General features: G+C 63.5%; 18 protein-coding genes. 8 read left to right on the forward strand and 10 right to left on the reverse strand.

Features of this window, described 5'->3' with window-relative positions:
* Position 1 precedes the first annotated feature (1 nt).
* Both AC5WEY_RS22525 and AC5WEY_RS22530 read right to left on the reverse strand, forming a co-directional pair.
* Positions 2 to 1,051: an agmatine deiminase family protein gene (locus AC5WEY_RS22525; RefSeq protein ID WP_495647624.1), complete on the reverse strand. Its 1,050-nt coding sequence runs from the start codon at positions 1,049 to 1,051 to the stop codon at positions 2 to 4.
* Entirely contained in the window at positions 1,048 to 2,034 is a 987-nt protein-coding gene (locus tag AC5WEY_RS22530) for a nitrilase-related carbon-nitrogen hydrolase (protein ID WP_495647625.1), read from the reverse strand. Before AC5WEY_RS22530 ends, AC5WEY_RS22525 begins: the two co-directional genes overlap by 4 nt.
* A gap of 82 nt (positions 2,035 to 2,116) precedes the next feature.
* On the opposite strand from AC5WEY_RS22530, the gene AC5WEY_RS22535 reads away from it, so the two are divergent.
* The 3 genes from AC5WEY_RS22535 (at position 2,117) to AC5WEY_RS22545 (ending at position 3,503) form a co-directional block, all read left to right on the forward strand.
* Complete coding sequence (locus AC5WEY_RS22535) at positions 2,117 to 2,713, forward strand: TetR/AcrR family transcriptional regulator C-terminal domain-containing protein (RefSeq protein WP_495647626.1); 597 nt, start codon at positions 2,117 to 2,119, stop codon at positions 2,711 to 2,713.
* Positions 2,714 to 2,809: 96 nt separating this feature from the next.
* Complete coding sequence (locus AC5WEY_RS22540) at positions 2,810 to 3,019, forward strand: helix-turn-helix transcriptional regulator (protein WP_057475097.1); 210 nt, start codon at positions 2,810 to 2,812, stop codon at positions 3,017 to 3,019.
* A 1-nt stretch (position 3,020) separates the two neighbouring features.
* On the forward strand, positions 3,021 to 3,503 hold the full coding sequence (locus AC5WEY_RS22545) for a DUF2029 domain-containing protein (RefSeq protein ID WP_495647627.1): 483 nt from the start codon (positions 3,021 to 3,023) through the stop codon (positions 3,501 to 3,503).
* Positions 3,504 to 3,535: 32 nt separating this feature from the next.
* Here the strand turns inward: AC5WEY_RS22545 and AC5WEY_RS22550 are convergent, their stop codons facing one another.
* The 5 genes from AC5WEY_RS22550 to AC5WEY_RS22570 all read right to left on the reverse strand — a co-directional run bounded on the left by AC5WEY_RS22550 (position 3,536) and on the right by AC5WEY_RS22570 (position 10,097).
* A complete protein-coding gene (locus AC5WEY_RS22550) occupies positions 3,536 to 5,053 on the reverse strand; it encodes an APC family permease (RefSeq protein ID WP_495647628.1) in 1,518 nt (505 codons plus the stop codon).
* Positions 5,046 to 5,933 (reverse strand): universal stress protein, encoded by an 888-nt coding sequence (locus AC5WEY_RS22555; protein ID WP_495647629.1) that lies wholly within the window; start codon positions 5,931 to 5,933, stop codon positions 5,046 to 5,048. Before AC5WEY_RS22555 ends, AC5WEY_RS22550 begins: the two co-directional genes overlap by 8 nt.
* Before the next feature lie 29 nt (positions 5,934 to 5,962).
* Complete coding sequence (locus tag AC5WEY_RS22560) at positions 5,963 to 7,900, reverse strand: primary-amine oxidase (protein WP_495647630.1); 1,938 nt, start codon at positions 7,898 to 7,900, stop codon at positions 5,963 to 5,965.
* Entirely contained in the window at positions 7,897 to 9,336 is a 1,440-nt protein-coding gene (locus tag AC5WEY_RS22565; RefSeq protein ID WP_495647631.1) for a gamma-aminobutyraldehyde dehydrogenase, read from the reverse strand. Before AC5WEY_RS22565 ends, AC5WEY_RS22560 begins: the two co-directional genes overlap by 4 nt.
* Positions 9,337 to 9,434: 98 nt before the next feature.
* On the reverse strand, positions 9,435 to 10,097 hold the full coding sequence (locus AC5WEY_RS22570; RefSeq protein WP_057475102.1) for a TetR family transcriptional regulator: 663 nt from the start codon (positions 10,095 to 10,097) through the stop codon (positions 9,435 to 9,437).
* A gap of 73 nt (positions 10,098 to 10,170) precedes the next feature.
* Between AC5WEY_RS22570 and mqo the strand changes: the two genes are divergently transcribed.
* Entirely contained in the window at positions 10,171 to 11,493 is a 1,323-nt protein-coding gene (gene mqo / locus AC5WEY_RS22575; protein ID WP_057475103.1) for a malate dehydrogenase (quinone), read from the forward strand.
* A gap of 9 nt (positions 11,494 to 11,502) precedes the next feature.
* Entirely contained in the window at positions 11,503 to 12,498 is a 996-nt protein-coding gene (locus AC5WEY_RS22580) for an MBL fold metallo-hydrolase (protein WP_495647632.1), read from the forward strand.
* 26 nt (positions 12,499 to 12,524) lie between these two features.
* Here the strand turns inward: AC5WEY_RS22580 and AC5WEY_RS22585 are convergent, their stop codons facing one another.
* Positions 12,525 to 13,283 (reverse strand): LLM class flavin-dependent oxidoreductase, encoded by a 759-nt coding sequence (locus AC5WEY_RS22585; protein ID WP_495647633.1) that lies wholly within the window; start codon positions 13,281 to 13,283, stop codon positions 12,525 to 12,527.
* Positions 13,284 to 13,300: 17 nt separating this feature from the next.
* A complete protein-coding gene (gene ramB, locus AC5WEY_RS22590) occupies positions 13,301 to 14,713 on the reverse strand; it encodes an acetate metabolism transcriptional regulator RamB (protein ID WP_495647634.1) in 1,413 nt (470 codons plus the stop codon).
* Between the two features lie 147 nt (positions 14,714 to 14,860).
* Between ramB and AC5WEY_RS22595 the strand changes: the two genes are divergently transcribed.
* On the forward strand, positions 14,861 to 15,265 hold the full coding sequence (locus AC5WEY_RS22595; RefSeq protein WP_495647635.1) for an SPW repeat domain-containing protein: 405 nt from the start codon (positions 14,861 to 14,863) through the stop codon (positions 15,263 to 15,265).
* Between the two features lie 184 nt (positions 15,266 to 15,449).
* On the opposite strand, the gene AC5WEY_RS22600 is transcribed toward AC5WEY_RS22595, so the two are convergent.
* Entirely contained in the window at positions 15,450 to 16,388 is a 939-nt protein-coding gene (locus AC5WEY_RS22600; protein WP_495647636.1) for a DUF559 domain-containing protein, read from the reverse strand.
* A gap of 532 nt (positions 16,389 to 16,920) precedes the next feature.
* Here AC5WEY_RS22600 and aceA point away from each other — a divergent pair.
* Complete coding sequence (gene aceA / locus AC5WEY_RS22605; RefSeq protein WP_032386173.1) at positions 16,921 to 18,210, forward strand: isocitrate lyase; 1,290 nt, start codon at positions 16,921 to 16,923, stop codon at positions 18,208 to 18,210.
* Between the two features lie 158 nt (positions 18,211 to 18,368).
* The gene (locus AC5WEY_RS22610; RefSeq protein ID WP_495647637.1) at positions 18,369 to 19,244 is read left to right on the forward strand and encodes a 3-hydroxybutyryl-CoA dehydrogenase; all 876 of its coding nucleotides are present in this window, start codon (positions 18,369 to 18,371) and stop codon (positions 19,242 to 19,244) included.
* Positions 19,245 to 19,304 lie beyond the last annotated feature (60 nt).

Below are 19,304 nucleotides of genomic sequence, written 5' to 3' on the forward strand. Positions count from 1 at the left end.
ACTATCGGCCGAGATCGCGCGCCGACGGCTGGTGCTGGGTGATGCAGTGGATGCCACCGCCTCTCTCGAACAGCGGCCGCGCGTCCACGCTCACCACCTTTCTCCCCGGATAGGCGTCGCGCAGGATCGCCGCTGCCTCGCTGTCGGCAGGATCGTCGTAGCTGCAGGCAATCACGCCGCCGTTGACGACGAGATGATTGATGTAGCTGTAGTCGACGAATCCGTCCGAATCCCGCAACGTCTGCGGAGCCGGCACCTCGACGATGTGCCAGTCTTCGCCCGAGCCACTGTGTGTGGCGCGCAAGGTATCGATGATCAGTGCGCTGACCGCGTGATCAGGGTGAGCCTGGTCTCGTTGACTGTGCACCAGAACCGTTCCCGGTGATGGAATGGCTGCAACGATGTCGACGTGGCCACGAGTGCCGAACCGCATGGAATCACGCGTCAGCCCGCGTGGCAGCCAGATGACGTGCTGCGCACCGATGGTCCGCGCCAGCTCGGCCTCGATATCTGCTTTCGTCAGGCTCGGATTGCGACCGGGATCGAGTTGCACGGTTTCGGTGACCAGAACCGTGCCTGCGCCGTCGACCGCAATGCCGCCGCCCTCGTTGACCATGGGAGAGGTAATCCGCTGCACCGCAGCCTGATCGGCGACGAATTCGCCGATGAGACAATCTTTGTCCCACTGCGCCCAGTCCTGTGCGCCCCAGCCGTTGAAGATCCAGTCGACGGCAGCAACCGAACCGTCATCCGAATGAACGAATGTCGGGCCGATGTCGCGCATCCATGCGTCGTTCAGCGGGGCCTCGACGATGTCTATATCGCGCGAAAGGTAGGTCGCGGCCACCGCACGCTCGGCCGGGTCGACGACAACGGTCACCGGCTCGAACTCCGCTACCGCATGCGCGACGGCCGCCCAGGTGGAGCGGGCCTCGTGCTTGGCCGCCGGGTCGTCGCCGAGGGAATAGCCTTCGCACGGGAACGCCATCCAGACCTTGTCCTGCGGTGCCGTCTCGGACGGCATCGTGTATTGCTTTGCGGTCGTGGTCATTTGATCACCGGCGTCGCAGCGTGTCCGTCACCGTAGGGAGCGTCCGAGCGCACGGGCTCGGTCAGGCGCGAGTAGGTGTCCGGTCTGCGAGTGAGCAGAAACGGGAAGAGCTCCAACCATTCTCGCCGCTGATCGAGATCGAGATCTGCGACGAGCACAGCTGGTTCGTCGCGCGGTGCCTGGACCAGGATGCGGCCGTAAGGATCCGAGATGAACGACGACCCGTAGAACGTGATCGCGCCTTCGTCGCCGCACCGGTTGGGCACCACCATGAACAGGCCGTTGGAAATTCCGTGTCCGACGATCACGTGCTGCCACAACGGCTGGGTGTCGAACGCCGGGAACGACGGCTCGGACCCGATGGCCGTCGGATACGCGAGTATCTCTGCGCCACCGAGTGCATAGCTACGCGCGACCTCGGGAAACCACTCGTCCCAGCAGGTGGGTAGACCCACTCGGGCACCGCCGAGTTGCTCCGGTGAATAGACGGGGTACGGGTCCTCGGCCGGGCCGGGGCGGAAGTAGGTGTCCTCGTAATATCCAGCCGAGATGGGGATGTGCAGCTTGCGGGTTCTGGCCAGCAGTTCGCCGGAGGGCGAGACCATGATGGAGGTGTTGAAGCCCAATCCGTCTGCCGCCTCGGACTTCTCGTACAGCGAGGCATGGACCACGATGCCGTTGGCGGCGGCGGCCTCGGCGGCCAGGCCGAAGGTGGGCCCGGTCAGCAGATCCTCGGCCGCGCTGCCGGGATTTGCGCCGGCGGGGGTGTCGGCCGGGTAGCGCAGCAGAGTGATCTCGGGCAGGAAGACGACCTGCGCCCCGAGGCCGGCGGCTGTGGAAATGGCTTCGAGCAGTTCGCTTTTCGATCCTGCGGCGTCGGGATTCCAGCGATGTTGCACCAGGCCGACCCGCAGTGGCGGCCGATCGGTCGGGGTGGTCCGAATCGGTGCCTCGGGAGGTGTGAGCTTGGTGATGGTCAGCATGCCGGTCTCCTGCTAAAACGAATGTGATTCGTTAAGTATCGTTGATGTCTGCCTCGAACGCAACGGATACGGGAGAATTGCTGTGGGAAGACCGCCGGCACCGCTTCTCGACGTCGATCGCATCACGACGGCAGCCCTGGCTCTCGTCGAGGAGTCGGGCGGATTCACCATGCCTCAGCTGGCCAAGAAGCTGAAAGTCAGCCCGTCCTCGCTCTACAACCACGTGTCCGGACGCGACGAGATCATCGAGTTGCTGCGGGGTCGCGCGATGTCCGAGGTGGAGATGCCGGAGGCTGGTACGCCGTGGCGCGAGGCGCTCGCCTGGATCGCGCGCGGGTATCGAAACAGTTACGGGCGCTACCCACGACTGATTCCCTTGCTGACGGCTCAGGCCGTGAACAGCAGCGCTGCGTTCGGGATGTACAACACGTTGGCGCGGGTGCTGGCAGATGCCGGCTTCGAGCCTGCCGACGTGCTCCGCATCATCACCGTGCTCGACAGTTACGTGCTCGGTTCGGCCCTGGATCTGGCGGCTCCCGAGGCGCCGTGGCGCAGCGGCCGCGCCGTGGAGCCGGAACTGAAAGCTGCACTGGACGCTGCGGGAGATCTGCACGAGCGATCCGAGGATGCCTTCGAGTTCGGGCTGCAGGCGCTCCTGAGGGGACTCGATCCGCGGTAGCGGATGTTATTGCATCGACGTCGACGGACCGACTTCAGTCGACGATCGATGACAAGAAGGGTTGACATTTTCTGACAAGTCGGCTTGACTTTTGTTATGAACAACGCGCTGAGGACCAACGCGGTGCGTGAACACCGGAAAGCGGCGCGGCTGACCCAGGCGGAGCTCGGAAAGGCCTGCGGAGTGTCCAGGCAGAGCATCGTCTCCGTCGAAGGCGGCGACTACGCACCGAGCGTCTACCTGGCACTGAAGCTGGCCGCGGCGTTGGACACCACTGTCGAGACATTGTTCGGAAACGAGGAGTGACATGAGTGCATTCATCAAGACCATGCGAATCATCGGCGATCTGGACGACGAGTTCTACGACGACGAACGCCAGCGGGACGTGTGGAACGAGGCCTCCGCCATCGGTTTTCAGCTGTTCCTCTGGGCTGCGCTCATCGGCGGTGCAATTCTGCCCTGGGCGGCGAACACGACCGGAGCGTGGATAGCGCTGGGCATTCTCGTCGTCTTTACGCTGATCAGCTGTGCAACGATCGGCTATTCGGCGGTCCGCGGAGTGAACATCTACACCGCAGCAAAGGCCGGACGACTCCGAGGGATCATCGTCGGTGTGATCGCAGCAGCCGGTTACGTCGGAGTCCCCGTCAGGCTGCAGCCTGACGTCTACTCGCAGGTGAGCTCGTGGGCAGGCGCAGTAGTGGGCGCCGTGATCGGGGGCGGCGTTGTTGCACTGATCATCCGGCAGATGCGCAAGCGCGACGCGCGCTTCGAGGCAGAGGAGATCTGAGAGGTGCGGCAGCTCTGAACAAGGGCACCGCGTCAGTCTTCGACGATGAGCGACGGAGTGTCGCGGCGGAGAATGTCGCCCGTGAAGAATTCCGGCTTGCGTAGCGCCACCACCAACATGATGGCGATGCCGAGAAGGATGATCCCCACGCCGATGAGGAAGACCATTCCGATGCCGAACAACGATGAGCCGCTGCCGAACTCGGGATCCCACGCATCGACCGAGGTCTGTACGAACACCACGGCCATCCCGACCCCGCCGAGGAGCGGCGCGAGGAACTTGAAGAACACGTTGCGCGTGCTGGTGAACAATTCCTCGCGGAAGTACCAGACGCAGGCGAACGCCGTGATGCCGTAATAGAAACAGATCATCAGGCCGAGTGCGGCGATGGTATCGGTGAGTACGTTGTCGCTCACCACTCGCATCACGGCGTAGAAGCCGGCCGACGCCCCGCCCGCCACGAGCGTCGCGAAGCCCGGTGTGCTGAATCGCGGTGTGATGGAGGCGAACCGCTTCGGCAGTGCCTGGTAATGGCCCATCGCGAGCAAAGTACGCGCCGGCGAGATGAACGTGGCCTGCAGTGAACTGGCGGAGCTACTCAACACGGCCAGGGACAGCAGGATCGCGAACGGTCCCATCACCGGCCCGGCGAGGGCGGCGAACACATTGTCGGTGGTGTCCGGATTCTGCAGTCCGTTTCCGGTCTCTCCGGTGCCGGCGAACAGCAGGGTGGCGACCGCGGTGAGCAAGTACAACACGATGATGAAGAACACGGTCACCAGGGCTGCACGGCCGGGAATCTTTGCGCTACCGGCCGTTTCCTCGTTGACCGTCAGGCAGACGTCCCAGCCCCAGTACATGAAGATCGACAACGACAGGCCGGCAGTGAATGCCGAGAAGCTCGGAATGCCGAACGGGTCGAACCAATCCAGGCCGAACGAGATGTCGTCGGCCCCGTCGCCCGCCCCGATCTTGACGAAGGCGGCGACGATGAACCACGCCATCACCAGCAACTGGAACCCGAGCATCGTGTACTGAACGCGCTTGGTCTCCTGCATGCCGCGGTAGCACAGCCACGCGGACAGAGCCATGAACACCAGACAGGTGACGATGTTGACGAGCTTGTTGCCGGTGAGGTCGGCCACCGAATCGTTGCTGGTGACCTGCGCGAGAAAGAGGTAGAAGAAGTCGACGGCCACCCCGGCCAGGTTCGAGAGCACGATGATGGTGGCCGCGATCAGACCCCACCCGCCCATCCAGCCGACGTACGGTCCGAAGGCCTTCGACGCCCACGTGAACGACGTGCCGCTGTCGGGTTCGGCTGCGTTGAGCTCTCGATAGCCCAACGCCACCAACAACATCGGGATGAAGCCGACGATGAAGATTGCGGGCAGATGGACCCCGACCTCGGTGACCGTCGGCCCGAGCGACGCGGTGAGCGCGTACGCGGGTGCAATGGTCGAGATGCCCAGGACCACACTTGCGAGCAACCCGAGCTGGCCGGCGGACAGGCCCTTGGACTCGACGTCCACTACCTTGTGCTCATTCATCGCCGGCCTCTCTCGGAACAACGATCATCGGAACGGGAACGACCCGAAGCATCTTGGCGGCAACCGATCCCAGGAAGAGACGGTGAGGCTGGGCGAGTCGAGACGACCCCACCATCAACACATCGCCGTCGTGCCAGTCGAGCGAAGAAGCGGCCTTCTCGATGCCGGAGCCCTCCGCCACCTTCAACTGCACGTCCGATCCCGCGGGCAATTCCGCTTGCACGGTGCGCAGCACCTCCTCGGCCTTGGCGAGACCGCCCTGTCCCTGCGCCGATTGCTCGTCCGCGGAAACGAGGGAGAGCAGGCGCAACGGCAACTCTGCGGTGACGGACAGGTCGGTGGCTGCCTCGATCAGTTCTGCTGCCCCCGGCCTGTTTCCGATGGCGCAGGTGATCTCCCTGATGCGCTGCGGCGGAGAATGCCGATACCCCCGCGGAGCCAGCGCGAGCGGCACGTGTGCCACGTGCAGCAGATCGCTGGTGACGGTACCGATCGAATGGCGTCCGAGCAGACCGTCACCGGCCGCCCCGACGACGATCATGTACGCATCGGACTCGTCGTCACCCTCGGTCGTTCCGCAGGCTCCACTCCTGGCTGCGTCGAGCAGACCCTGCGCGAATGACTCGTCGAACAGCAGGTGAGTACGAGCCTCGACGTCCTCGGGCACCAATTTCAGTGCCTCGTCCAGCCAGCTCGTGGCCTGGTCGATCAAGATGTCGTCGTAGGCGGTCTCGACCGGCGCCTTGGACGGCACCGGACGCTCCTGCGGCAGCACCACGCAGATGTCCAGCGATGCCTGCAAGGAACGCGCGAGCGTTGCCCCCAGGGCTATTCCGTCCGCTCCACTCGATGTTGCCTGGTACCCCACGATCAGACGCATGGGCGGACCTTCCCTGAGGGTTGGGCGAGCTAATGACAGGTGCTACCGGGATCGGTATGGCACGACTTCGGCTCCGACGCCACAACGTCGAGAGAGGGATTGCGATCGAAGAATCCGAACGGTTTGAGCCAGAACGAGACGGTGTCCGCGGGCATCACCGGCCAGTCCTCCGGCCGCGTGATGTGGTGGATACCGAAGGTGTACCAGACGACGACATCGGTGTTCTCGATGCTTCGATCCTTTTCGGTCCACTCCGGCAGGCCGTGGTCGATCCCGCTCTGGTTGACGAATTCACCACTGGGCCAACGCTCGTCGGGTGAATTGGGGGTAACCCACACGGTATGTCCGATCACCTGGGCGCGCTGAAAGATCGGCGACGCAGGATCGAACATCGACGGAATTGCCGCTCCCGGCACCAACTTGTAGGCGGGACGAGTGCCGAGACCGTTGGTGACGTTGTCGTTGACGACCTTCCACGCCTTCTGGGTGTTCCAGTCGTAATCCTGCTTGCCCTCCGACTCGGTGGTCAGGGGAGTGTTCACCTGAGTGAGGGCGAGGCCGTACGGATTGTCGGGACCCATCGGAACCCGTTGCGTCTCACTGGAATACACAGTGTTCTCGGTGCCGTCGATGTCCAGATCGAGCCGGGCGACGAGGAAGTGCTGGTGATACGGCGCGTACGTCCGATTGTCGACCAGCGTGCCGGACGGGTGAGTGCTGCCTTCGTCGAAGTGAGTGACGACCATGATGCCCGTGGCGCGAACCTCGCACTCGATGTTGCCGTCCTGGTAGAACCGCCAGTAGACGAGATACTCGTAGTTCGCGACGGTCGCGTGGAAGCTGACCGTGAGGCGACGCATGCGCCGCACTTCGGCCCCGGCGTCGTGATCGACGTGCTTCCACAGCACGGCGTTGTCTTCCTCGTGGATACAGATCGCGTTGGTGATCGTGTACGGCTCGCCCTTGCTGTTGTGCAGTACCGCGTCGAGGTAGCGGATCTCGCCGAGGCAGTCGCAGCCCAGCTCGAGTGAGGTGGTCATGAAACCGAGACCCCACTCGCCGATGTCGAACGCGGTGCGCCGATAGTGATCCTCGGTGTGATCGCGATACGGAACGACCATCTCCGCGAACGACATTCGATTCGCGACCGACCGCACGTTTCCGTTGTCGTTGTAGCTGACGGCGTGCAGCGTCATGCCCTCGCGGTAGTTGAATCCCACGCGCAGCGACCAGTTCTGCCACGTCAACTTGTTGCCGTCGAGCTCGAACGACGGCCCGTCGGATTGAGTGATCTCGAGGGGCTTCAGCGGCGGACGCGTGCTCGCGTTCCTGATCCGCTCCGGGATGTGGCGAGGGACGTACTCGCCCATGATCTCCGGCCGCTCGACGCGATACGTGTCCTCGATCTCGAGCAATTCCATCGTGTTCACGTCGATGACGCAGTGAAATCCGCCCACCGGCCCGGCATAGGGATTGGCACCCTCCGCGGCCTTGACCCACGTATCGGACCAGCCGAGGCGTCGACCCTTGTACTTCTCGGGCGTCACCGCCTCGCCGTAGGTCCAGGTGTCCATGAACACCAGATCCAGATCGGTGAAACCTCGATCGGCGAGGGCGGCAATCACATCGGGGTGGGCACGCAAGGCCGCGTCGGCCTCCTCCCACTCGTCGACGGTGAAGTTGGGTTGCACGTCCGGAATGTTCGTCCACGTTTCGGTGGTGCGATCGTCCAGTGACACCACGGCCTTGAAGGTGCTGTTCTCGGCGCGGTTCAATACCACCGAGACTGCTCGACGGGCAGGTACGGTCCCGTCCGCGTCGAACGCGGCGATTTCGGGCTTGGACGGTTCGATCATCTCGATGGAGGCGTAGCGCCAACCGTCGCCGACGCCGTGATCGCGGCCGAGAACCTCGGCTACGGCGGCGAATTCGTCGCTGGACAGTGGGTCGAGGGGATGAGAAGTCATGCGATGGTCTCCGTCGAGCTCATGACGTGCTTGATTCGGGTGTAGTCCTCGACGCCGTACGCCGAGAGGTCCTTGCCGTAACCGGAGTACTTGAATCCGCCGTGCGGCATCTCCGCGACCAACGGGATGTGGCAGTTGACCCAGACGGCACCGAAGTCGAGAGCTGCCGAGACCCGAAGTGTGCGTGCGTGATCGGATGTCCACACGCTCGATGCAAGACCGAAGTCGACGTCGTTGGCAAGAGCGATCGCCTCGGCCTCGTCGGAGAACTTCTGGACCGTGAGAACCGGCCCGAATGTCTCCTCCTGCACGATGGGATCGGACTGCTGCACGCCCGTGATGATGGTGGGCTCGAAGAAGAAACCCTTGTCGCCGATGCGCTTGCCGCCGGTGACGATGGTGGCATGGGCGCCGATCCCGTCGACCTTGGCGCTCACCTGCCCGAAGTGGTTGATGTTGTTGAGTGGTCCGAGGAAGGTGTCGGGATCGTCGGGGAGGCCGACTTTCAGCGTCTTTGCCTTGGCGACAAGCGCATCGACGAGGGTGTCGTGGACCGACTCATGTACCAGAACGCGGGTGACGGCGGTGCAGTCCTGACCGGCATTGAAGAACGCGGCCTCGGCGATACCGTCGGCGGCCTTGGCAATGTCGACGTCGTCGAAGACGATTGCCGGTGCCTTGCCACCGAGTTCGAGGTGCGCGCGCTTGAGTTGCTTGGCGGCGGCCACTGCCACCGCGATGCCGGCGCGTACGGATCCGGTGATCGACACCAGGCCTGGAGTCTTGTGCTCGACGATCGCGGCACCGGTGCCGCCATTGCCGAGGACAACGTTGAGTACGCCGTCGGGAACGATCCCCTTCGAGAGCTTCGCCAACACCAACGTGCTTTCGGGAGTGGTGTCACTGGGCTTGAGCACGATCGTGTTGCCGGCGGCCAAGGCGGGCCCGATCTTCCAGATCGCCATCATGAACGGGTAGTTCCACGGGGTCACCTGGCCGACCACACCGATCGGTTCGCGGCGCACGTACGAAGTGAAGCCGTCCATGTACTCGCCCGCGGACTTACCCTCGAGCATCCGGGCGGCACCGGCGAAGAATCGAATCTGATCCGCCCCGACCGTGACTTCCTCGGCGGCGATGGTGGCCTTGGGCTGACCGGTGTTGCGGCTCTGCGCCTCGACGATCTGGTCGCTTTGCGCCTCGATGGCGTCGGCGAGCTTCAGAAGCACCTTCTGCCGCTCACTCGGCGTCGTCTTGCCCCAGGTCTCGAATGCGCTGGCGGCGGCCGACATTGCGGCTTCGACGTCGGCCGCATCGGAGATGGGGGAGTGCGCGACGACTGTCTCGTCCACCGGGCTGATCACATCGAGCATCTCGGTCCCCGAGGGCGTCACGAACGCCCCGTCGATGTAGTTCTGCAGGACAGGCACCGTCATCACTGAACCCCTAGCGTCGACTGTTTTCGGTTCTGCAAAGCCTGCACCCACGGACGACAGTTCGCCACCTGACGACATGTCCAGCGTGTCGCGATCGATCAGGACGAAACGTCAGGGGTGTCGGCGAGTGCTCTGACGCCGGCGATATACGTGTCGAGCCCGAGCTTCTCGAATGCCGGACGGGAGGTTGGATCGCCGAGGTGTTCGGCCGACGCCAGAATGTTCGGGAATCTGACGGGATCGAGTGATTCCATCGTCGAGGCCACCTCCCGCTCGACGTGTGCCCGACGCTCGGGCTCGACCTCGACACCGGTGAACAAGGGCTCGGTGACGAGCGAGATGGCGACCCGGACGCCGTGGCGGGCCAGATGGGTGGCGTCGGGAAGGGAGAAACCGGCCTCGCCGAGAGCCTTCAACGCCAACTCCATGGCCTCTCTGCTGTTGGGGGAAAACAACATTCGAGGAACAACTATGTCGGCTGCGCCCGGGTGGGCTCGCAAGGCCTGCATGAAGTCTGCGAGCACGGTGCGTAGCTGCTGCCACCACGGGGCGGTGGGATCAAAGGTGAGTTCGAGGTCCTGGCAGACGCGGTCACCCATGGCATCGAGCAGCTCGTCCTTGTTCTTCACATGCCAGTAGATCGCCATCGGTGAGACGCCGAGTTCGGTGGCGATCTTGCGGATGGTGAGCGAGTCCAGGCCATGGCGATATGCGACGTCGAGAGCGGCGTCGACGACCGCAGTCCTGCTCAGGCGTGGCATCGGCAGAACTATACAGGTGTACGAGTCGGTGCTAGCGTGACTCGTACTTAGTACGAGAAAGTGGGGGCGGACGGTGGACGACGTCATTCTTGTGGGCGGCGGAATCATGAGCGCAACACTCGGGACGCTGCTGCAGAAATTGGAACCGACCTGGTCGATTCGGGTGCTCGAGCGCCTTCCTCGGGTGGCGGCGGAAGCAACCGATGGGTGGAACAACGCCGGAACCGGGCATGCCGGTCTGTGCGAAACCAACTACACAACAATGCGATCCGACGGTTCTGTCGACATCGACCGGGCAGTGGGTATCGCCGAGCAGTTCACAACGACCCGGCGTTTCTGGTCGGCGTTGCCCCAGGCCGAGTTTGTACGTCCTGTGCCGCACATGACTCTCGTCCAGGGTTCCGGCAACGTCGAATTCCTCCGCGCAAGGCATCGTGCGCTGCGAACGCACCCGTTGTTCGAGGCGATGGAGTACACCGAAGACGCTGCAGTCCTGCAGCAATGGTCACCGCTGGTGGCCGAGGGCCGCACCGGTAGCTGGGCTGCGACCCGAGACGTAACGGGTACCGACGTCGACTTCGGCGCAGCGACGCGACAGATGTTCGACGCCATGACAATGGCAGGGGCAAGCGTGGAAACCGGACGGGAAGTACGTGACCTTTCGCAGAATCGAGATGGATCTTGGCGACTCGACGTTCGAGGTGGTCGACCGGTGGAGCGCGCCCGATTCGTGTTCCTCGGTGCCGGGGGTTGGGCCCTGAAGTTACTGCGCAGAGCCGGAATTCCCGATGCGCACGGCTTCGGGCTGTTGCCGATCAGTGGGCAATTTCTGCGCTGCGACCGGAGCGAGGTGGTCGATCGCCACAACGCCAAGGTGTATGGGACGCCGCCCATCGGCGCGCCACCGATGTCGGTTCCGCATCTGGACACTCGCATAGTCGACGGGCAGCGCTCCATTCTTTTCGGCCCGTACGCAGGAGCGAATCCCAAATTCCTGAAACACGGATCGCTGCTGGACCTTCCGCGTTCGATCAGCCGAGACAATGTTGGATCGCTGGTGTCGATGGCCCGGGCCAACACGCCATTGATCAGGCTGCTGCTCTCCGAGTTGACCGCCACCCGAGCGAAGAAAATTGCCGCACTACGTGAGTTCGCGCCGAGTGCCGATTCGGAAGACTGGTCGATCGTCAGTGCCGGTCAGCGTGCCCAGATCGTCAAGAACGGCGAACTGCGGTTCGGCACCGAAGTGGTTGTCTCACAGGACGGCAGCATCGCATCCGTCCTCGGTGCATCCCCTGGGGCATCGACGGCCGTGCCGATCATGATCGAGGTACTGAACAGATGCTTCCCGGAGCGAAGATGGGACTCGCGCGTGCACGAGTTGCTCACCGGCTAGCCTGGGGCAGTGACGGACACAGAGGTTGGATACCGGCAGATCGCCGACGGGACCTGGGCTTTCATGCGGCCGCCGGGCAGTTGGGGACAGACCAACACCGGACTCATCGTGGCGCCCGGCTCCGCGTCGATGCTGATCGACACCGTCTGGGACACGAATTGGGCAGCGCGCGTGGCCGCCGATACGGCAGACCTGGTCGCAGACGCGCCGATCACCGAAGTGCTCAACACCCACTCCGACGGCGATCATTGGTGGGGAAACGACTCGGTTCCCGCCTCTGCGCGCATCACCACCAGCGCCGCGTCGCTGCACGCCATGAAGGAGGAGACACCACCGAAAGGGGTGGACGCGTTCGCGTCCTTCGGCGGCAAGGTCGGGTGGGTGCCGGGACCGCTCGGAGCAATGGGCTCGTACATGAACCGAGTCCGAGGAGGTGCCACCTTCCCCAGCGCACTGCCGCGGCTACCCGACCACACCTTCGAAACCACCGAAACAATCGACGTCGCAGGGCGATCCGTCCACTTGCGCTATCTGGGACCGGCGCACACCGAGGGCGACCTCATCGCTCACCTACCCGACGTCGGAGTCGTGTTCGCCGGTGACCTGCTGTTCATCGAGGCCACCCCGGTGCTCTGGCACGGGCCGCTGCAGAACTGGATCGATGCCCTCGACCACCTCCTCGAACTCGATGCAGACGTCTACGTTCCCGGCCACGGACCGCTGTGCGGCACCGACGAGATTCGCGCTGTCCGTCAATACTGGAGCTGGGTGGCAGAGGCGGGACGGAGCTGCTTCGACGCCGGGCTCGGATCGACCGAGGCCGCCCTGAACCTACTGAAATCACGCGAATTCGGGCAGTACGCCCACTGGGACTCACCGGAACGACTCATCCTCAGCATGAGCACGCTCTACCGCCTGTGGCGAGGTGAGCCGCCAGCGCCACCCACGCTGACGCGTCGAGCACGGGCGTTCGCGGATGCGGGTCGGTTCTTGCGCGAGCAGTAGGTGTGCTCACTGCGAGTTCAGCGTCGCTACGAGCCGAATCGGGCCGTCGCAGACGCCGCCTGTGCGAACAACGAGGTCGGATCGGCCGCGTCCGCAGAGGGTTCGAGCACCACGGTGGTGGCTCCTGCGTCGAGCCAGCGTTGGATGTCGACCGGATCGGATCCGGCCGACACATAGACGACCACGTCGTGTTCGGGCCCACCGTCGATGTGCTCGATGGCCGAGCGAAGCTGCTCCGGTGATGTCTCGCTCGTCAGGATCGTTCCCACACTGCAGCGGCCGCTCAGGGCGAGGGTCTTCGGCCCGGTCGCACCGACGAGGAGCGGCGGTGGCTGCAGCGGCGGCCAATTCAACTTCACCTCGTCGAGCGAGACGTAACGGCCCTGCACGTTAACCGTCTCGCCTGCAAGCAGACTGGTCAGCGCAGCCATCTGTTCGCTCAGCAACGTCAGCGGCGACTGCGCTCGCGCACCGATCTGAGCCATCCACGACTGAACGCCGTGACCGAGTCCCACCCGAAGCCGCCCCGGATGAACCCGGGCAATGGTGGCAATCTCCATGGCCGTCGACGCCACGTTCCGCATCGGAGTGGGCAATACCCCGATGCCGACGTTCACGCGATCGGTGCTCGCGAGAATCAGTGCAGCAGTGGACAGTCCACCGGAGAAGAAGCAGTCTTCCCACAGCCACACCTCGTCGACGCCTGCGGCGTCGGCCGCGCGCGCCGCTTCGACGATTGCTTCCGGGGCGAGCTCGGGCCTGAGTACAACGCCGATTCGCGTCATTGCAATTCTCCTATTCGTCAGCGAACTAGGTACGGGGACACCGAACTTCGGTGCTCGTCTATGTCGAGGTCCTTGCCCAAAGGAGGAAAGGCGCGTTGTGGGCAGTTCGAGCGTTCGCAGACCCGGCAGCCCGCTCCGATCGGCGTAGCAGCCGCCGAGCCCTGCACATCCAGGCCATCGGCGTACACCAGCCTCCCGGCATGACGGAGTTCGCAACCGAGGCCGATTGCAAAGGTTTTGCCCGGCTGACCGTAACGCGCTGCTCGACGCTCCACGGTGCGCGCGATCCACAGATAGCTGCGGCCGTCGGGCATCTCGGCGATCTGCGTCATGATCTTACCGGGGTAGGCGAACGTCTCGTACACATTCCACAGTGGGCACGTGCCGCCGCTCGACGAGAAGTGAAAGCCGGTGGCGGACTGTCGTTTCGACATGTTGCCCGCGCGATCCACGCGGACGAACGAGAAGGGCACGCCCCGCAACTCGGGTCTCTGCAGGGTGGAGAGTCGATGGCAGATGGTCTCGTAACTGACCGAGAAGAAGGCCGAAAGCCGCTCGATGTCGTAGCGGAAATCCTCGGCTACGTCGTGAAAGTGGTGATACGGCAACACTGTTGCGGCAGCGAAGTAATTGGCGAAGCCGAGTACCGCCAGCTTCTTCGACGACTCGCTGGAAAAATTGCCTTCGTCGGCCATCTTGTTCAGAAGATCTCCGCATTCGAGGTAGGCCAGTTCGGCGGCGTACCGGAACACCTTCTGCCCGCCGGACAGGTGTGGAGAAATCTCCAACACTCGTGTCTGCGGGTCGAAACGGTGCAGCACGTTCTCGCCGAGGTCGATGCGATTGACGATCTGCACGTCGTGCACCGTTCGGAGTCGCTTGGCGATCTCACCGCCCACGTCGGCGCGATGGAATCGGATCCTCGACGTCAGTGCTTCCGCCGCAGTGTCCAGCTCGTGCAGGTAGTTCTGTCGCTGATAGAAGTAGTCGCGCACTTCTTCGTGCGGCTTGCTGATCGAACCACTGCCACTGCCGTCGGAGAATCGTTCCTCGGTCGCGGCCAGCAGCTGAGCCGTCGTATTGCGGTATCGGCGGTGCATGTTGACCATCGCTCGCGCCAATTGTGGGTGAGAGCTGACCATCTGGGCGATCTCGTGTGCATCGGCGTCGATACCCATGTCCTGATCGAGCGCCACTTCGCGGAGTTCGGCAACCAACCTGGTGTCGTCCTCGGAGGAGAAGAACGAGGTGTCGACGCCGAACACTTCGGAGATGCGGAGCAGCACCGGCACCGTCAGCGGTCGCACGTCGTGCTCGATCTGGTTGAGGTAGCTGGCGGAGATCCCGAGCTTCTGTGCCAGCGATACCTGACTCATGCTGCGTTCGCTGCGGAGCTGCCGTAGCCGCACGCCGACGAAGGTCTTGGACACATCGCCAGGCTACGCCTGCGAAGAAATGCCTTAACACCGTTCACAACTAGCTGCTGGATCACAATTCGGTGATCATCGGGAACATTAGCTGAAGTAAGGGCGTATACCGGTATACGAGCTATTCACCACGCACCTCGAGGAGCGGTCATGTACAACCGTCAACGCACATCGGAAATCGTCAGGGACCTCGTCGTCTTCGTCACCGGAGCTGTCCTCGTTGCAGCCACCGTCTGGCTCCCCGTTCAGGGAGACCAAGAAGTCACCGGTGCCATCCTCGTACTCGGCATCCTCGCCGCCTCGTCCGCTCTGTGGGCCATCGGATCCTCGTCGAGGCAGAGTCACTGGACCCACGTGGGCCTGGGTCTCTTGCTCGCGGTATCGCCCGCGTTGATGGTGTTCCCGTCCGGACTGCTGGCCGCGGACCTGTTCGCCATCGTCGGCGGACTCGTGATCGCTGCCATGGGCGCGCTCGGAGTGGTCGCGTCGCGTCGGGCCCCGATCGCCTCAAGGGTGGTTGCGTCCAGCGACGAGCACACCGGCGTCCGAATCTGATCTCTCCCTGCAATTGACGCTCCACTCCCCGGGTTGTCTGCGATGAACGTCGCACTCAGCCCCGGGGAGTGGTGCTTTATGTGCAGTCTTTGCCGTAGCCCATCTGATGCAACTGCTGCTCCACTCGTTGCTGCGGATCCGGTGAACTCCGCTTGTGGCCCGGCGAGTGGAGCATCGTGTGCAGTCATCGCCGCGATTCCCGACGCCGCCTGACAACGGACGCGATTTCGGCAGCTACGGCGTCCGGCGCGGCGAGCACATCGAACGCCGAGTAGCGCAGTACCAACCAGCCATCGAGCACCAGGGCGTTCTGCCTGCGTCGATCTCTGCTGAACACCTCTGCTGCACTGTGGAATTCGCGTCCGTCCACTTCGATGATGGTTCGACTGCGGCGGTCGACGAGATCGCAGACGTACGGGCCGACCGCCGCGTTCATCTCCAGACGAAGTCCTATCCGGTGCAGCGCTCGTCCCAAAGCGCGCTCCGGCTCCGAGGCGAACCTTGTCACTGCCAGCCGGACCTGACGAGCCAACTCTGCGTTGCCGCGTCGACCCGGGAATTGCTCGAGTAGGCAGATGAGCGACGCGGGGTCGAGTCCGAATTTCAGGCGTTCGTCGATCAGCAACTCGGCCTCTGGGCGGGGGAGTACCGCTAGGCAATCGAGCATCGTCTGCGCAGGAGTGGTGCAGGGCAGAGACCCGACCTCGTCGACGAGATGTGAATCGAGTGCGCGACGGTGCAGCCGCAGCCACGGCGGTGGTCGAAGCCGAGCCGAGCGAGGGACGGTCGCGTCGAGCGTGGTCGGCTCGGTAGTCCAACCGCGCAGGTACGCGGCCGACCGGTGACTGAGTACGGCGTCGGGTCGCCACAGCGTGATGGCCTGACACCGATCCATCGTCGACGGGTCCCCGGAGATATGGACCTCCGGGAGTACGCGAGTGAAGCGACGCGAGATCGTGCTCGGATGCAGGCCGGAGGCGAGAAGCTCCCGAAGATGGGTGGGAGTGGAGCCTGCGGAATGACCTGTTCGGGTGGGAGTGGAGCCTGCGGAATGACCTGTTCGGGTGGGAGTGGAGCCTGCGGAATGACCTGTTCTGGTGGGGGTGGGGTTTGCGGGTGTCATGACGGCAGCGTCGGGGATGGCTCGGATGGTCTCCGGCGCTCCACCTGGGGAAATCGAATGCCCTGTGGACAGGTGCCTACCTGTGGATGAGTGCAACTTCTGCTCCACTCGGTGACGTCGGTCGGGGGATCCCGGCGAAAGTGGTGTCGAGTGGAGCAACCCGTGCCATGCTCACATCGTGGGATCAGATGGCTGTGATGTCGATCACATCATGCCGTGATTCTGACTCGATTCAGACGCCGTCGCCAAACCGTACAAGCGTCCTGTATGAGTTTTTGTGCATTGCGTTCATCAACTGGGGATTCGTCCCTACCGGCGAGTAACACGGCCGTCCGATCGGCGAGGTTTGCCGGTGTCAAAAATTTGCAAACTTAGCAAGGGCGCTGGGAAAGCTAGCCAAGATTGGCACTAACAACTGGTAGACGCATGTTTTGGGTTGTGCCATTGTTTTGGAGTACACCAGAAGGGCCTGGCAACGATGTGAAGATTCGTCTCGAGGCAGGCCGAGAAGCAGAAGAGACTGGAGCTGAAGATGTCGACCACCGGCACCCCGAAGACCACCGCCGAGATCCAGCAGGATTGGGACACCAATCCCCGCTGGAAGGGCGTCACCCGTAACTTCACCGCACAGCAGGTCTCCGACCTCCAGGGCACCGTCGTCGAAGAAGCGACACTGGCTCGCCGCGGCAGTGAGATCCTGTGGGACCTCGTGAACAACGAGGACTACATCAACTCGCTCGGTGCCCTCACCGGCAACCAGGCCGTGCAGCAGATTCGCGCCGGCCTCCAGGCGATCTACCTCTCCGGCTGGCAGGTCGCCGGCGATGCGAACCTCTCGGGCCACACCTACCCGGACCAGAGCCTCTACCCGGCCAACTCGGTGCCGTCGGTTGTCCGTCGCATCAACAACGCACTTCTGCGCGCCGACGAGATCGCCAAGATCGAGGGCGACACGTCCGTCAAGAACTGGCTCGCTCCCGTCGTCGCCGACGCCGAAGCCGGCTTCGGTGGCGCACTGAACGCCTACGAGCTGCAGAAGGCCATGATCGTGGCCGGCGCTGCGGGCGTGCACTGGGAAGATCAGCTCGCATCGGAGAAGAAGTGCGGCCACCTCGGCGGCAAGGTGCTCATCCCCACCCAGCAGCACATCCGCACCCTGACCTCCGCACGTCTGGCATCGGACGTCGCCGACGTGCCGTCGGTCATCATCGCCCGCACCGACGCCGAGGCAGCCACGCTGATCACCTCCGACGTCGACGAGCGCGACCGTGAGTTCCTCGACGGAACCCGCACCGCAGAAGGCTTCTTCGGCGTGAAGAACGGCATCGAGCCCTGCATCGCTCGCGCCAAGGCCTACGCACCGTACGCAGACCTCATCTGGATGGAGACCGGCGTGCCGGATCTCGAGGTCGCCAAGAAGTTCTCCGAGTCGGTTCGCAGCGAATTCCCGGATCAGCTCCTCGCCTACAACTGCTCGCCTTCGTTCAACTGGAAGGCGCACCTGGACGACGCCACCATCGCGAAGTTCCAGAAGGAGCTCGGCGCAATGGGCTTCAAGTTCCAGTTCATCACCCTCGCCGGCTTCCACTCGCTCAACTACGGCATGTTCGACCTGGCACACGGCTACGCCCGCGAAGGCATGACCGCGTTCGTCGACCTGCAGGAGCGCGAGTTCAAGGCCGCCGAAGAGCGTGGCTTCACCGCCATCAAGCACCAGCGTGAGGTCGGCGCGGGCTACTTCGACCGCATCGCCACCACCGTCGACCCCAACACCTCGACGGCAGCACTGAAGGGCTCCACCGAAGAAGGCCAGTTTCATTAACCGCCTCTCCTGACTTTCAGCGCACCAGTCAGGCGGTCCGCAACTTTTGTTGCGGGCCGCCTGTTCTGTATCACGAAGGTCTTGGGCGTACCCGGCAAGAGTTACCCCTATCTCGCGTCAAAGCTGTTGTTGTGCAATGCATTTCAAAGGAGTTTGCTGTGACGGTCGAGAGGGTGGGGATCGTCGGAGCGGGGCAGATGGGGGCAGGAATCGCGGAGGTCTGCGCCCGCGCACACGTCGACGTGTTGGTGCACGAACAGACTCGCGAATTGGCCACGGCCGGTCGCAGCCGCATCCTTCGATCACTCGACCGCGGCGTCAGCAGCGGCAAGATCACCGAACGTGAACGCGAGCAGGCAGCATGCAAGCTGCGCTTCACCTCCGATCTCTCAGACTTCGCCGACCGTCAACTCGTCGTCGAAGCGGTGCTCGAAGACGAGAAGATCAAGGCCGACATCTTCGCCGAGCTCGACGCCGTCGTGGTGGACCCCGGTGCCGTCCTTGCCTCCAACACCTCATCGATTCCCATCACGACGCTCGGATCCGCCACCACGGCCCCGAACCGAATCGTCGGACTGCATTTCTTCAACCCGGTACCGGTACTGCCACTCGTCGAGCTCGTCACCACCGATGCGACCTCCGAGGCAGTTGCCGATCGCGCCGAGAAATTCGCCGGCGACGTTCTCGGCAAGCAGGTGGTGCGCTCCGCAGACCGGTCGGGTTTCGTCGTCAACGCGCTGCTCGTGCCGTATCTGCTCTCGGCCATTCGCATGGTCGAATCCGGATTCGCCACCAAGGAAGATGTCGACAAGGCAACCGTGCTGGGACTCGCGCACCCGATGGGTCCACTCGCACTCGCCGATCTGATCGGTCTCGACACCGTGAAAGCCATTGCAGATTCGATGCACTCCGAGTTCGCGGAGCCCTTGTTCGCCGCCCCACCGTTGCTGTTGCGCATGGTGGAGGCCGGGCAGGTGGGCAAGAAGACCGGAGCCGGGTTCTACCGCTACGAAAACGGCCGGGTCGCAAAGTAACCGGCGTCTCGTAGCGCTATTGTCGTTTTGCCAGTTCAACCACGTCGATCGCAGGGAGCG

This window comes from Rhodococcoides sp. S146-33 (assembly GCF_059489205.1).